The following is a 15094-nucleotide window of genomic DNA, read 5'->3' on the forward strand; positions in this document are numbered from 1 at the left end:
GACACTGCCGTACTACGGCCCGCGGCGCATCCGACCAAAGTCGACGCCGGATGGCCGAACGTCTCGTTCCGCCCACCACCTGTTCATTCGCCCCCTTTTCACCCTGCCTGCGGGCAGATCCGGCGGATCCGGGCGTCCTGGAGGGTGAAAAGGGGGCGAATGAACAGGTGGTGGGGGGTGGATGAAAGTCACTCCCAGCTGATGGTCGCCACCAAAGACGGGAGGCCCGCCGGAACGCGTCCGGCGGGCCTCTCGGCGTACTGCGTCAGGCGGTCACGCCGCTGCGTTGACCTCGGCCGGCGTGTCGGAGATGACCGACTCCCGGCGCTTGGAGACGACCACGGCCGCGACGATGATCGCGAACGCGACCAGCGCGATAGCGATCCGCAGTCCGGTGTTGGTGTCCTCACCGATCGACGACATCCCGACGACGGCCGGTGCGATCAGCACGGAGACCAGGTTCATCACCTTGATCAGCGGGTTGATGGCCGGGCCGGCGGTGTCCTTGAACGGGTCGCCCACGGTGTCACCGATGATGGTGGCCTCGTGTGCCGGCGAACCCTTGCCGCCGTGGTTGCCGTCCTCGACCAGCTTCTTCGCGTTGTCCCAGGCGCCACCGGAGTTGGCCAGGAAGACGGCCATCAGGGTGCCGCTGGCGATCGCGCCGGCCAGGTAGCCGGCCAGCGCCGAGGCGCCCAGACCGAAGCCGACCGCGATCGGTGCCGCGATCGCGAGCAGACCGGGGGTGGCCAGCTCACGCAGCGAGTCGCGGGTGCAGATGTCGACGACCTTGCCGTACTCCGGCTTGCCGGTGCCTTCCATGATCCCGGGGATGTCGCGGAACTGGCGACGAACCTCGTAGACGACCGCACCGGCGGCGCGGCCGACGGCGTTGATCAGCAGTCCGGAGAACATGAAGACGACCGCGGCACCGATGATCAGGCCGACCAGCGTCGACGGGTCGAACACCAGCGCGTCCACGTTGAACGCGGCGTCGCCGGCGTCGTTCAGCACCGCGTAGATCGAGTCCGTGTAGGAACCGAACAGCGCGGTCGCCGCGAGTACCGCGGTGGCGATCGCGATGCCCTTGGTGATCGCCTTGGTGGTGTTGCCGACGGCGTCCAGCTCGGTCAGGATCTGGGCCGCTTCGCCGTCCACGTCACCGGACATCTCGGCGATGCCCTGCGCGTTGTCGGAGACCGGACCGAAGGTGTCCATCGCGACGATGACGCCGACGGTGGTGAGCAGACCGCCACCGGCCAGCGCGATCGCGAACAGGGCGAGCACACCGGAGCCACCGACCAGGAAGGCGCCGTAGACAGCAGCGGCGATCACCAGAGCGGTGTAGACGGCGGATTCGAAGCCGACCGAGATCCCGGACAGGATGACGGTTGCGGCACCGGTCAGCGAGGTCCGGCCGACGTCCTGCACCGGCTTGTCCTCGGTACCGGTGAAGTAACCGGTCAGGGCCAGGATGATCGCGGCCAGCACGATGCCGATGATCACCGAGACGGTGGCGATGACCCGGGGGTCACCGTCCTGCGCGGCGATCTTCTCGGTCGCGCCGGTCAGGTCGCCGAACTTGCTCGGCAGGTAGGAGAACGCCGCGACCGCACACAGCACCGCTGAGATCGCCGCGGAGATGTAGAACGCCCGGTTGATCGTCCGCAGACCGTTCTCGCCGGCCCGCGGCTTGGTCAGGTAGACCCCGATGACCGCGGTGACGGCACCGATGGCCGGCACGATCAGCGGGAAGATCAGGCCCTGCTCGCCGAAGGCGGCCTTGCCCAGGATCAGCGACGCCACCAGCATGACGGCGTACGACTCGAACAGGTCGGCGGCCATACCGGCGCAGTCACCGACGTTGTCGCCCACGTTGTCGGCGATGGTCGCGGCGTTGCGCGGGTCGTCCTCGGGGATGTTCTGCTCGACCTTGCCGACCAGGTCCGCGCCGACGTCGGCGGCCTTGGTGAAGATGCCACCGCCGACCCGCATGAACATGGCGAGCATGGCGGCACCGAAGCCGAAGCCCTCGAGCACCGTCGGGGCGTCACCCTTGAAGAGCAGCACCACCAGGGCGGCACCGAACAGGCCGAGGCCCACGGTCGCCATTCCGACCGTTCCACCGGTCCGGAACGCGACGCGCATGGCGGGCTCGCGCCCCTCGTCCCGCGCGGCGGCGGCGACGCGGACGTTGGCCCGGGTCGCGAGCCACATGCCCAGGTAGCCGATGGCGGCGGAGAAGCCCGCACCGACGAGGAAGAAGACGGAGCGGAAGATCTTCAGCGTGGTCTCGTTGTCACCGTCACTGTGCACTGGCAACAGGAACAGCAGCAGGAACGCCACCACGGCGAAGATCGACAGCGTCTTGAACTGGCGTGACAGATAGGCCGAAGCGCCTTCCTGCACCGCCAACGCGATCGTCTTCATGTTCTCGGTGCCATCGTTCGCGGCAAGCACCTGACCGCGGAACACCATCGCGATGGCGACCGCGAAGATCGCGATCACTCCGACGACGATGACCAGCGTGGTGTTGCTCGACGAAAGATCCACCGCTTGTACAGCAAGCAGCCCGGACATCCGTCCTCCTTGTTGGCAACCCTCAGGGCTGAACGGCCCCCGTACTGCCGCAACCGAAGGGTTGAGAATTACGACACAGCGCCAATGGCCTGGCGCGGTGGGTCACTCTAACGGGTAAACGACCAGACCTCACGACAGGGTGGTCTATGCCATACCCAGGGCCGACGGCAAGCAGTTCACCGTCTGTGATCGCGGGGACACCAGATTCCAGCCCTCGCGATCCGGCCCGGAGCCGCCTCAGATGGCCGAGGCGACGTCCGGATGGATCTCGAACACCTTGGTCAGGCCGGTGATCCGGAAGATCTTGAGCAAGCGCTCCTGGGTGCAGACCAGCGACAGCGAACCGTCGTGGGTCCGCACCCGTTTCAGTCCGCCGACCAGCACGCCGAGACCGGTGGAGTCCAGAAACTCCACTCTTTCAAGGTCGACGACGAGGTCGTACTGACCCGCGTCCACCAGCGTGACGATGGTTTCGCGGAGCTTCGGCGCGGTGTAGACGTCGATCTCCCCACCCACTTCGACGACGGTGCGCCCACCCTCTGTGCGCGTCGTCAGCGACAGATCCACTTCGGCCTCCGATCCCGTGAACTGTTGCATTCAACCATGTACGGACCGTGAGTAGGGCCGTGTACGAAAACTCTTTCATTTCGGTGCATCCCCCGTCGAGCCACCTGTCCAAAGTGACGTGTGCATCCGCATTTGCACACGGCTTCCGCATCCGCTCGTGCACTCTCGGTCCACCCTGTCCATGGTCTTGACTAGGGTCGAACCATGAGTGAGGCAGCGGAAGTACTGAAGCGGCTCGCTGCCGGGCCTGGTCGTTCGGAGCGGCTGACACACGTCGAGTCCGTGCCGCCGCGACTGGGTCAAACGGGTGATTGGCCACGCTGGGCTCCGCCGGAAGTGCTCAGTCAGTTGGCCGACGCCGGCATCACCGCACCGTGGAGTCACCAGGTCGCCACCGCCGAGGCTGCCTACAGCGGCAAGCACGTAGTCGTCGCAACCGGTACTGCGTCCGGCAAGTCGCTCGGCTACCTGTTGCCGGCCTTCGCCACGTTGAGCATCGCCCACGCGGCGTCACCGCATCGGCGTACGGCGTCTGTTCTGTACTTGTCTCCGACCAAAGCGCTGGCCCACGACCAGTTGCGGGCAGTGTCGGCGTACACGGTGCCGGGGTTGCGCGCCACGACGCTCGACGGCGACTCGGAGCGGACCGAGCGGGACTGGGCTCGCGACCACGCCACCTATGTCTTGAGTAACCCGGACATGCTGCACAGGTCCGTCCTGCCGAACCACCAGCGCTGGGCCAGGTTCCTGGGCTCTCTGCAGTACGTGGTGGTTGACGAATGCCACCACTACCGAGGCGTGTTCGGTGCACACGTCGCAGGCGTACTGCGTCGGCTGCGGCGCATCTGCGCGCAGTACGGGGCGCATCCGATCTTCGTGTGCGCTTCGGCCACCGTGGCGGAGCCTGCTGTCTCCGGGGAGCGCCTGACCGGCCTGCCGATGGTGGAGGTCGTGCAGGACGGTTCACCCCGCGGCGGCATCTCCTTCGGCCTCTGGGAGCCTCCCCTCACCTCCCTCCGCGGCGAAAACGGAGCCCCGGTACGCCGGTCCGCTCCGGCTGAGGTTGCCGAGCTGCTGACCGACCTGGTCGTGTCGGGTGTCAGGACCGTGGCGTTCGTCAGATCGCGGCGTGGAGCCGAGTCAGTCGCGATGACGGCCCGGGAGAATCTCGCGGAGGTCGACCCGGCTTTGAGCGAGCAGGTGTCGGCGTACCGGGCCGGCTATCTGCCCGAGGAGCGGCGGCGACTCGAGCGCATGCTGCAGAGCGGCGAGCTGACCGGAGTGGCCGCGACCAATGCGTTGGAGCTGGGCATAGATATAGCCGGGCTGGACGCAGTACTACTGTCCGGCTGGCCTGGTACTCGCGCCTCGCTCTGGCAGCAGGCTGGACGTGCCGGGCGATCAGGTGGCGACGCGCTGGCTCTCCTTGTGGCTCGTGACGATCCGCTCGACACCTATCTGGTTCGTCACCCGGCAGCGATCTTCGGGCGGCCGGTCGAGGCGACTGTGTTCAACCCGGAGAACCCCTACGTGCTCGGTCCGCAGCTCTGCGCCGCCGCCCAGGAGCTGCCGCTGACTCCGGACGACTACGACATCTTCGGCGCCACCACCGCGACCGTCATCAAGCAGCTCGTCAAGCAGGGTCTGCTCAGGGAGCGGCCGCACGGATGGTTCTGGACTCGGCGCGACCGGGCGGTCGACGCGATCGACATCCGCTCGGCCGGCGGCAAGACCGTGCAGATCGTGGAGGACCAGACCGGGCGGCTGCTCGGCACTGTCGACGGCGGCTCGGCACACGCCAGCGTGCATGCCGGCGCGGTCTACGTGCACGCAGGCGAGTCGTACCTGGTCCGCACGCTGGATCTGGAGAACCACGCGGCGATCGTCGAGCCGGCCTCGCCGGACTACACCACCTTCGCGCGGGACGTCACCGAGATCAGCATCCTGGCCACCGAGGACACCAGCCAGTGGGGTGCGGCCGAGTTGTCCCGCGGCTGGGTCCAGGTGACCAACCAGGTGATCTCGTTCCAGCGCAAACAGCTCGTCACCGGTGACGTGCTCGACGAGCAGCCGCTGGATCTGCCCGAGCGCACCCTGCGTACCAAGGCGGTCTGGTGGACCATGCCCGCCACCCTGGTCGCCGAGCTCCGGCTGAGCGACGTACCGGGGGCTGCTCATGCGGCCGAGCACGCCTCGATCGGGCTGCTCCCACTGTTCGCCACCTGCGACCGGTGGGACATCGGCGGCGTCTCCACCGCCAAGCACGCCGACACCGGCCGGCTCACCGTCTTCGTGTACGACGGACACCCGGGCGGGGCCGGCTTCGCCGAACACGGGTACGCCGCCGCGCGCGAGTGGTTGACCGCGACACGGGAGGCGATTGCACACTGTGAGTGTGCCGACGGGTGCCCGTCGTGCGTACAGTCACCCAAATGTGGGAACGGGAACAACCCACTCGACAAAGGCGGCGCGGTGGCGCTGCTTACCGCACTTCTCGGTAGTGAGGCCTGAACTGTCCAGCACCAGGCTGCTGGAAGAAAGGCAGCGGTCATCATGCTGGCTCTCGGAATCGTCCTGATCGTCCTTGCCGTCCTCTTCGCTCTGGGCGTCTCGGTCTCCTCCGGCGACTCGACCACGATGTCGGTGTTCGGCGTCGACTTCGGCCTGTCGGTCCCCACCCTGTTCTTTATCGGCGTCCTCGCCGGGATCGCTGTCACCCTCGGCCTGTGGCTGACGAAGAAGGGACTCGGGCGCGACTTCCGTCGCCGCAAGGAGGTCAGAGAGCTCCGCCAGAAGGTGGCCGGCGCTCCGGGTGAGCTCGAAGGCGACCGTTCGGACGTGGACGTGGACGAGACCGATGCCGACAGCCGGACCGTCGACCTCTCGGCCGGTGACCGGCTGGCGGACGAACAGCACACTGTTGCCGATGGCACCGATTCGCCGAAGCAGCCGCACTGAACGATCCTCAGTTGCGATACATCTCGATCCGGGTACAGCCGCCGCTCAGCCGTGGCACGGCCAGCACGCAGCCGGATATCGATGCCTTGCGCAACAATATTCCCTTGGCAGTTAGTTGCCATTGGCATCAAGTTCCCCCGATTCTGGATAACCACCGCCGACGCAGGTGTGCATTACTGGTCGTGGCGTCAACGTCGCGTTGAGTCACCGTCGGCCGTTCCGGGCCACACCGCCTCCTCACGGGGGATCGACCCGCATCCTTCGTCCCCCACAGGGACATCGTCGCGGTTCCCGGAAATACCCGCGGTCCACTCTCGCCTCGGGGTCCCGACGACCTGACGCCGCGAGATGGCACGACCTCTGGAGGTTGTCTTGATCATCCGTAGATTGTTGAGTCGCACCGGCGTGGCAGTCCTCGCCGTCAGCGTCGCCCTGGCCACCGCGGTACCAGCTCAGGCGGCAGCCCCGGCACCGGAGGACCCACCCGGCGTCGACGTCGGCGTAGTGCGGCAGATCGCGAACCGTGCGGACACGCGGTACTGCCTCACCTTCGTCACCGCCGACAAGGTCCCGATGGCGGTGATGATGGCCTGCGCTCCCGGCAAGGAGGGCAAGACCCAGGAATGGGTGCTCACCGACAAGGGCCAGCTGCAGGTCGCGATGAGCAAGAGCGTCGGTGGCGCCCTGGCTCGGACCGGCGCCTGCCTGGACACCGGTGCGGACCTGACAGCCACGCCGAAGAACGCACCGGTCCTGGTGCTGCCTTGCCGTGACGGCGACGGACAGAAGTGGAACTACGACGAGTCCTCCGGGTCCTTCGTCAACGCGGCGAACGGGATGGCACTCAGCTCGCTGCTCGGCAAGGGCAAGGCGAAGCAGGCTCAGCCGACCGGTAACCAGCCGGCCAGCGGGGCCGGCTACCAGGGCTGGAGCGCGCTGCCGCTGCCGGGCCTGGACATCCTCGGCGCGATCCTGGCACTCGTGAACGCACTACTGGCATCGCTGGGCCTGGCCCTGCCACTGCCGATCGCGAACGCCGCGTCGAGCCTGTTCGACCTGGTCCGGGCGAAGACCCCGGTACCGGCCCAGATGACGACGCTGCCGAAGCAGATGATGCAGCTCGCTCAGCGCTGAGCCAGGAGGATCCAGCCACACAGAGGAGGGCCGGCCCCGACGCGATGTCGGGGCCGGCCCCTTCCTTTCGGTTCATGAACTCGATGGGACTGATTTCCGGAACGGTGGGCGATCCGCTGCTTGCGCGTCAGCGGAGCGGCCCGGTCAGTGGATCACCACCAACAGTGGCAATGCCAGTGGCAGTAGCCGAGAAGGTCGTGGAGAAGTCCGAGCAGCATGTCCGTCACCTCCGATCCAGTGATCCGATCGGCACTGACGCTACTCGCGACCTCACGATCTGTATCTAGCCCGCTACTCTTTGTGATGCAACCGCGAGCGAGCTTTAACTCTTCCGCAATGCTTGCCGCCTGGATCCGATTTGACGCCTGCCGATGGTTTCGGGAGGTAGCCGAGGGCAACATTTGACGTTGGAAATTAACAATGTTTTCCTCTGTGCCGTTCAAAAGTCTTCACAAAGTTCCCGTCGAGTGCCAAGGTGAACCGGCACTGGCTGCACTGACCCTGCAAGGAGCCCCCTGATGCGACGTATTCCGCCCTTGTTCCGGCTGGCTGTTCTCGGCTCGGCCGCCTCCGTGCTGCTGACCGGCTGCCTCGGCTCGTCGGACTCCGGCAGCGGTGACCAGGACACGAGCCGCAACGCCGACGCCAAGAAGGTCGAGCTGGTGATCGGCGCCAACTCCGTCAAGGGCGGCAAGAACGCCGCCGGCGCCGAGTTCACCGAGGACGTGCTGATCCCCAAGTTCGTCGAGGCGCAGAAGGCCAAGGGCGTCGACGTCACCGTGAAGTTCCAGGGTGACGGGTCCGACGACGAGGTCTACAAGCAGAAGCTGGCACTGGGCCTGTCGAACAAGACCGGGCCGGACCTGATCAACGTGGACGGCATCTGGGTCGGCGAGTTCGCCCAGGCCGGCTATCTCAAACCACTCTCCGACACGGTCGGCGACGCCGCCAAGGTCGACGGCTGGGACGGCTGGAAGCAGATCCCCGACTCGGTCCAGCAGCTCGGCATGTTCGACGGCAAGCGGTACGGCGTACCGGGTGGCACCGACGGCCGGGTGCTCTACTTCAACAAGAAGCTGTTCGCGCAGGCCGGGCTGCCCGCCGACTGGCAGCCCAAGTCGTGGGACGACGTCACCGCGGCCGGTCAGGCGCTGAAGAAGCTCCCGGGCGTCACCCCGATCCAGATCAACGCCGGTACGGCGATGGGCGAGGCGACCACCATGCAGGGCATCCTGCCGCTCCTGGTGGGCACCGGCGCGACCATCAACGCCGACGGCAAGTGGCTGGGCAACACCCCGCAGCTCCGCCAGGTGCTCGACTTCTACAAGTCGATCTACGGCACTGGCCTGGGCGACCCGGTGCTGCAGCGTGAGGCCAAGGGCCGGGACAAGTCGTTCGCGCAGTTCGCGGCCAACAAGATCGGCATCCTGCTCGAGGGCGACTACTTCTGGCGCAGCGTGGTGGAGCCGAAGGCCGGCGTCGCCAAGATGGCGGACCGCGACACCGCGGTCGGCTACGCGCTGATCCCGGCGAACAGGCCCGGTGGCGGCGTCAAGGGTCAGGACTTCGTCTCGATGTCCGGTGGCGGCGCAACGGCGATCAACCCGAACACCAAATTCCCGCAGCAGGCCTGGGAGTTGCTGGAGTTCATGAACTCGGCCGAGATGGTCAAGGCCGGGCTCAACGGCGCCGCCAAGATCACCCAGCGCACGGACGTCAACGCCGAGGTACTGGCCGGCGACCCGATGCTGAACTTCGTGGCGACCAAGGTGCTGCCGCTGACGCAGTACCGGCCGGGGCTGGCGGAGTACCCGAGGGTCTCGGCGGCGCTGCAGCAGGCGACAGCGGACGTGATCGGTGGCAAGAGCACCGACGCCGCGGCGAAGGGCTACCAGACGGCTGTCGAGGCCGCGGCAGGGAGCAAGGACAAGGTCACCAGCAACTGATGGCTACTCCCCCCGAATCGGTGCCGGTGCCACCCGTGCCGGGTCGCCCGGCACGGGTCCGCGGTCCGGCCCAGGACGTCGCGGGACTCGGCATCGGCCGGGCCGTCGGCTTCCTGGCGCCGGCGCTGCTGCTGATCGGGGCCTTCCTGGTCTTCCCGGCGATCTGGACGATCTACATCGGCATCACGAACTACCGGCTCACCGGTGTCGAGGCCGTGTCGCCGTCGATCGTCGGATTGTCGAACTACACCAGGGCCCTCAACGACGCGTTGTTCCACAATGCGCTCTGGCTGACGCTGCTGTTCGTGCTCGGCTCGGCGATCATCGGGCAGAACATCCTCGGCTTCGCGCTCGCCTGGACGATGCGCCGCGCCCGCCCGGCGGTACGGCGTACCGTCGAGGCTCTGGTCCTGTTGGCCTGGATCCTGCCGTCGACGGTGGTCGCGTACCTGTGGATCGCGTTCTTCGACCGGGACACCGGCACGCTGAACAGCATCCTCGGGACGCAGGGCACGGCCTGGCTGATCGACTACCCGATGGTCTGCCTGGTGCTGTTCAACACGTGGCGCGGTACCGCGTTCTCGATGATGCTCTACTCGTCGGCATTGCAAGCTGTGCCGCCGTCCCAGCTGGAGTCGGCGCGGATGGTCGGGGCGTCGGGCTGGCAGACACTGCGGGACATCGTGTTCCCACACATCCGCGGGCACGTGCTGACCAACACGCTGCTGATCTCGCTGTGGACCGCGAACGACTTCTCGCCGTTCCTGCTGACCAAGGGCGGACCCAACCACGAGTCGGAGACCGTGCCGGTCTACATCTACAACGTCGCGCTGCAGGGCGGTGAGCTCGGCTACTCGTCGGCGATCTCGTTCCTGCTGCTGATCGCGAACCTGCTGGTCGCGCTGCTCTACCTGCGGCTACTGAGGAGGCGCTCGTGACTCCCGCCTTCGTAGTACGCCGGATCGGCTTCTACACGGTGATCTGTGCGATCACGCTGTTCTTCGCAGTACCGATGCTGTGGATCGCATCGGCGCCCTTCGACGCTTCTCCCGGTCTCGGCGTGCGGTGGCCCGACTGGACGCTGGAGAACTTCCGCAAGACGCTGTCGCATCCGTATGCGCTGCACTCGATGGTCAACTCGCTGCTGATCTGCATCACCACCGCGGTCGCCGTGACGGCCTTCGCCGCACTCGCCAGCTATGCGCTGTCGCGGGTGCGGATCCCCGGCCGGGACGCCTTGCTGTACGGGCTTCTGCTGTTGTCGTCGGTGGTCACCGGTACCGCGGCGATGGTGCCGATCTTCGTGATGATGTTCCAGCTCGGGCTGATCGACTCGCGGTTCGGCGTCGCGCTGGTGATGACCGGCGGATTGTTGCCAGCAGCAATCTTCATCCTGAAGGACTTCGTCGACGCGGTCCCGAAGTCGTACGAGGAATCGGCGCGGGTCTTCGGCGCCTCGACCCTGCAGATCCTGCGGGATGTCGTCCTACCGGTCGCGCGGCCCGGGCTGGCGACCATCCTGGTCTGGGCGTTCGTGAACTCGTGGGGCAACTTCCTGGTGCCCTTCCTGCTGATCCGGTCGATCGACAAGCAGCCGGGCGCCGTCCTGCTGCAGACCTTCACCGACGAGGGCGGCAGCGCCAACCTCTCGGTGATCCCGGTCTTCTCACTGCTGTTCTCGATTCCGGTCGTCGTGCTTTATCTGCTGGTGAACTCGCGGTACGGATTTCGCTTTCACGGAGGAATCAAAAGTTGAGTCATGGAGGGATCAAGAGCTGATGGCGGGCATCGACATCGAAGGCCTGGCGACCGTCTACCCGAACGGCGTCCGCGCCGTCGACGGGCTGGACCTGACCGTGGCCGACGGCGAGTTCTTCGCCCTGCTCGGCCCGTCCGGGTGCGGCAAGACGACGCTGCTGCGCACCATCGCCGGGCTGGAATCCGCGACCGAGGGCACCGTCCGGATCGACTCGGCCGACGTGACCCGGCTCGAGCCCGGCAAGCGGGGTGTCGCGATGGTCTTCCAGGACTACGCGCTCTTCCCGCACATGACCGTCTCGGAGAACATCACCTACCCGTTGAAGGTACGGCGGGTCGCCCCGTCGACTCGCGCGGAGGTCGCCGAGCGGACCTCGGGTGAGCTCTCGCTGCACGGCTTGCTCGAGCGCCGGCCGGGACAGCTGTCCGGTGGTCAGCAGCAGCGCGTCGCGCTGGCCCGGGCGATCGCGTCCGAGGGCAAGGTGCTGCTGCTCGACGAGCCGCTGTCCAACCTGGACGCGCGGTTGCGGCTCGAGGCCCGCACCTTCCTGAAGAAGCTGCAGAAGGACCTGGGGATCACCACGGTCTTCGTCACCCACGACCAGGCCGAGGCGCTGGCGTTGGCCGACCGGATCGCGGTGATGCAGGACGGCAAACTGCGCCAGCTCGGCTCGCCACGCGAGGTGTTCGCACGGCCATCGAACACCTTCGTCGCAAACTTCATCGGCTCCACACCGATGAACCTGGTGCCCGGCGTCGTGTCGGCTTCGTCCATCGACGGCCGGCCGGTCGATGGTGGTTCCAATGGGTCGGCGGTGGGTGCGGTCTCGCTCGCCGGCGGGTCATTGCCAGCCGCAACAGCGTCCGCGCCGGCTGGTGCGGAGGTGACGGTCGGCATCCGGCCGGAGTATCTGACGCTGTCGACGCGTGACGTCTCCGGGCCGTCGTTGCGGGGTTCGGTGGTCGTCGCGGAGAACCTGGGCACGATGTCCTTGGTCAGCGTCGACTGCGATGGAACGCTGATCGGCGTGACAGTGCCGGAGGAAGACGAGCCGGCGCCGGGGACTCCCGTCGTACTGACTGCCTCCGCGCAGCGAGTGCTGCTGTACGACAAGGAGTCCGGCGAACTGCTCGCCCGCCAGCCGGCCGTCGTCGGCTGATGGCCGTCACGTCGTACCGGCAGCGGTGGACGCTGGACGACCGGGCTTCGTCGGTCTGGCACTCGTTGCCGGTCGACATCCCGCCTGGCTGTCCCGGCCTGCTGGTGACCTTGACCGTGCCTTCGGTGGACGGCGCCGTGATCGACCTGGGGTGTGAAGGCGCGAGCGGCTGGCGCGGGTGGTCCGGTGGTGCTCGCCGGACCTTCGCGATCACCCCCACCGCCGCGACACCTGGCTATGTGGCTGGCGAGCTGGAGGAGGGCACCTGGTTCGTGGTCATCGGGCTGCATCGAGTGCCGGTCGAGGGCGTGGAGTTGGTGGTCGAGGCAGTCACCGGGCCGGTCTCGGTGATCCCGGGACTGGACGAGTACGCCGCGTTGACGGCTGCTGTCGGCGTACCGGCTCGACCGCCGCGACGGGTGCTGCCTGCGGCCGACGGGCTTCGGTGGGTGGCGGGTGACTTCCACGCGCACACGCTGCACTCCGACGGCTCGACTCCGGTCGCCAACCTGGCAGCGCTAGGGGTGGCGGCTGGGCTGGACTTCATGGCGATCACCGACCACAACACCGAGGCGCATCACGCCGAGCTGGCTGCTGTGGGCCGTCGTTTCGGCATCGGGCTCATCCCCGGGCAGGAGGTGACCACAGACACCGGCCACGCCAACGCCTTCGGTGCGATCGGCGTCATCGACTTCCGCCGCCCGGCCTCCACCTGGGTCACCGAGGTCGCCCGCCGCGGCGGGTTGCTGTCGATCAACCACCCGCTGGGAGGCGACTGCTCCTGGCGATGGGACCTCCCCGAACACCCACCCCTGGCCGAGATCTGGCACTCCTCCTGGCTCGACCACAGCTGGGGCGGCCCCATCGCCTGGTGGCAGGCCTGGGGCCTCGGTACCACCACGCCGATCGGCGGCAGCGACTACCACAACCCTGACTCCATGACCCTGCCCGGAACCCCCACCACCTGGGTAGCCATCGACGCCGCCGCCGAGGGCCCGGACGAACTGGTCCCCGCAGTCCTAGAAGCCTTAGCAGTCGGCCGAACCGCCATCTCCACCAGCTACAACGCCCCCGCAGTACTCCACAACGCCAACGAGCTAGTGGTAATCGACGCCCCCAACACCCTCCTACTCACCCCCGACGGCACCCGCCACCCCATCCGCACGCCGTACGAGTCCGTACCGGCCCCCACCACCACCGGCACAGCTCTCATAACCCACGACAACCGCTTCCTCTCCCTCACCAACTGAGGGCCAGCCCCGGCCGGCACGCAGGCGTCCACCGGCACCGGCACGGGACTCAGCGGTCGATGACTACTAGGGCGCCAAGGGCTTGTCGCAGCCATCGCCGGCGTTGACAACGCTGTAGGAGCTGACCGTGTTGTAGACGCCCGACCCGAAACTGATCTTCCCGTAGGTAGGCGCGACGTTGGGCGGCGAGATCTTGTACGACCATCCCACCTGCCCCCTGTTGTAGTTGTGGTGTTCGTAGATGCAGACGTAGGCGCCGGTGCGGTTGCGGGCAGACCCGGCCCAGTCCCCGAAGCCAATGGAATGCAGGTTCACGTGCCAGATCGGAGCAACTCCGTCGGTGTAGGGAGTACCTAAGCCGCCCGTGTTGGGGAAGAGGCAGAACTTCCCTGCGGTGCAGTCATCCCAGGCGGCGTTCGCCTGGGTGGCGGGTGCCGCGACCAGGACGGCCGCGCCGAGGCCGGTGGCGAGTGCCGCCGAGGTGAGAGCCCGTCGAATGTTCATCGTCGATCCTTTCGAAGAGTTGCTGACGACCTCGACTCTGAGTGATGCGGCGAGTTCGCTGGGCAATCCCGGACGAATCCGGATGGGCGCTCGCCGATGCCGGGCTGCCGGCTGATCGCGATCTGGTCGCAATCTGGTAGAGATGTCGCGTTGATGTGGACGGCGCGAGTTTCAGCCCTCCATGATCTGGAACCGAAGTCCTGCTCATCCCCTCCCGGACGCACTTCCCCGGCGCCCGGACGGTCCCCCGGAGGCTCGTTTGCCCGACCGCATCCGGCTGTTGCTCGTCGATGACCAGATCCTCAGCCGAGGCGTGCTCAGAAGCGGTCTGGAACGCGAACAGGATCTGGAGGTCGTTGCCGAGCTCAACCGAACCGACGACGTGGTCGGCGCCGCGAAACACCACCGCGCCAACGTCGCACTGCTCGACACCGCCGGGCCCGGCAGCAACAGCCTCAGCGTGACCACCAGGCTCCGCACCTCGATGCCCGAGTGCCGCGTCGTCATGCTCACCACCTACGGCCGCCCCGGCCACCTCCGCCGCGGTCTCGAAGCCGGCGCCAAAGGCTTCGCCCTCAAAGGCAGCCCCGCACCCGAACTCGCCGACGCCGTACGCCGAGTCCACCTCGGCCTGCGCGTCGTGGACACCAACCTCGAGGCAGAGACCCTCCGGTACGCCGAGACGCCCCTCAACGACGGCGAGACCAACACCCTCCGAGCCGCCCGCGAAGGCGGCTCCATCGCCCTGATGGCCCACAAGCTCCAGGTCTCCGAACGCGACGTCCGCACCCGCCTCTGGTCCGCCATCGGCAAAACCGGCGCCCGCACCCGAGCCGACGCCATCCAAACAGCCGAACGCAACGGCTGGCTCCTCGACTAGCCCCCAGCACCCCCTCCATTTTCCACAGCCCACGCCTCCCTGTGCACAACCTGACCATTTCCGGCCACTCGCTGATCCCCTTATAGATAAGGCCTTCCGGCTCCAAAAACTGTCGGTGGCCTCGTCTAGAGTTCTGGGTATGGAGACCTCGCAGCTACTCCCACCATCGATGCTCGGCGACAGCGCCCTGCTGTCCACCATCGACGGTGTCGACGCTGCCCTGTCCACCCTGCTCACCTACCGGCTCCAGCTCACCGCCGACCTCGACCACCGCGGCCTGGCCAAGGAACTCGGCGCCCGCGACACCGTCGAGTTCCTCGAGTTGCGCCACCACCGCAACGCCCGCGAAATCCGCCG

13 protein-coding genes are annotated in these 15094 nt (G+C 67.2%); 10 read left to right on the forward strand and 3 right to left on the reverse strand.

What is annotated here, in order from left to right; genetic code table 11:
- Positions 1–273: 273 nt before the first annotated feature.
- Both A3ES_RS0142190 and A3ES_RS0142195 read right to left on the reverse strand, forming a co-directional pair.
- The gene (locus tag A3ES_RS0142190) at positions 274–2580 is read right to left on the reverse strand and encodes a sodium-translocating pyrophosphatase (protein ID WP_020392888.1); all 2307 of its coding nucleotides are present in this window, start codon (positions 2578–2580) and stop codon (positions 274–276) included.
- Positions 2581–2817: 237 nt separating this feature from the next.
- On the reverse strand, positions 2818–3177 hold the full coding sequence (locus A3ES_RS0142195; RefSeq protein WP_020392889.1) for an STAS domain-containing protein: 360 nt from the start codon (positions 3175–3177) through the stop codon (positions 2818–2820).
- 174 nt (positions 3178–3351) lie between these two features.
- Between A3ES_RS0142195 and A3ES_RS0142200 the strand changes: the two genes are divergently transcribed.
- From A3ES_RS0142200 to A3ES_RS50335, 8 genes are all read left to right on the forward strand, one after another.
- A complete protein-coding gene (locus tag A3ES_RS0142200) occupies positions 3352–5658 on the forward strand; it encodes a DEAD/DEAH box helicase (RefSeq protein ID WP_026163712.1) in 2307 nt (768 codons plus the stop codon).
- A gap of 42 nt (positions 5659–5700) precedes the next feature.
- Entirely contained in the window at positions 5701–6105 is a 405-nt protein-coding gene (locus A3ES_RS0142205) for a hypothetical protein (protein WP_020392891.1), read from the forward strand.
- Positions 6106–6477: 372 nt separating this feature from the next.
- Positions 6478–7239 (forward strand): ricin-type beta-trefoil lectin domain protein, encoded by a 762-nt coding sequence (locus tag A3ES_RS0142210; RefSeq protein WP_237745200.1) that lies wholly within the window; start codon positions 6478–6480, stop codon positions 7237–7239.
- Positions 7240–7757: 518 nt separating this feature from the next.
- Positions 7758–9185 carry an extracellular solute-binding protein gene (locus tag A3ES_RS0142220; protein WP_040456942.1) on the forward strand — a complete coding sequence of 476 codons (1428 nt, stop codon included), beginning with the start codon at positions 7758–7760 and terminating at the stop codon, positions 9183–9185.
- Positions 9185–10123 (forward strand): carbohydrate ABC transporter permease, encoded by a 939-nt coding sequence (locus A3ES_RS0142225; RefSeq protein WP_237745201.1) that lies wholly within the window; start codon positions 9185–9187, stop codon positions 10121–10123. The genes A3ES_RS0142220 and A3ES_RS0142225 overlap by 1 nt, the downstream gene beginning before the upstream one ends.
- On the forward strand, positions 10120–10941 hold the full coding sequence (locus tag A3ES_RS0142230; protein WP_020392896.1) for a carbohydrate ABC transporter permease: 822 nt from the start codon (positions 10120–10122) through the stop codon (positions 10939–10941). Before A3ES_RS0142225 ends, A3ES_RS0142230 begins: the two co-directional genes overlap by 4 nt.
- A gap of 22 nt (positions 10942–10963) precedes the next feature.
- On the forward strand, positions 10964–12103 hold the full coding sequence (locus A3ES_RS0142235) for an ABC transporter ATP-binding protein (RefSeq protein WP_020392897.1): 1140 nt from the start codon (positions 10964–10966) through the stop codon (positions 12101–12103).
- On the forward strand, positions 12103–13353 hold the full coding sequence (locus A3ES_RS50335; protein WP_020392898.1) for a CehA/McbA family metallohydrolase: 1251 nt from the start codon (positions 12103–12105) through the stop codon (positions 13351–13353). The genes A3ES_RS0142235 and A3ES_RS50335 overlap by 1 nt, the downstream gene beginning before the upstream one ends.
- Positions 13354–13419: 66 nt before the next feature.
- Here A3ES_RS50335 and A3ES_RS0142245 read toward each other — a convergent pair whose 3' ends face one another.
- Positions 13420–13857, reverse strand: a complete 438-nt coding sequence (locus A3ES_RS0142245) for a peptidase inhibitor family I36 protein (RefSeq protein WP_020392899.1) — start codon at positions 13855–13857, stop codon at positions 13420–13422.
- Positions 13858–14116: 259 nt separating this feature from the next.
- Between A3ES_RS0142245 and A3ES_RS0142250 the strand changes: the two genes are divergently transcribed.
- Both A3ES_RS0142250 and A3ES_RS0142255 read left to right on the forward strand, forming a co-directional pair.
- A complete protein-coding gene (locus A3ES_RS0142250; protein WP_020392900.1) occupies positions 14117–14737 on the forward strand; it encodes a response regulator transcription factor in 621 nt (206 codons plus the stop codon).
- A 139-nt stretch (positions 14738–14876) separates the two neighbouring features.
- Positions 14877–15094: hypothetical protein (locus tag A3ES_RS0142255; RefSeq protein WP_202806710.1), on the forward strand; the 218-nt coding region annotated here is incomplete at its 3' end.

The sequence above is a fragment of the Kribbella catacumbae DSM 19601 genome (assembly GCF_000372465.1).
GTDB classification, from domain to species: Bacteria; Actinomycetota; Actinomycetes; order Propionibacteriales; family Kribbellaceae; genus Kribbella; species Kribbella catacumbae.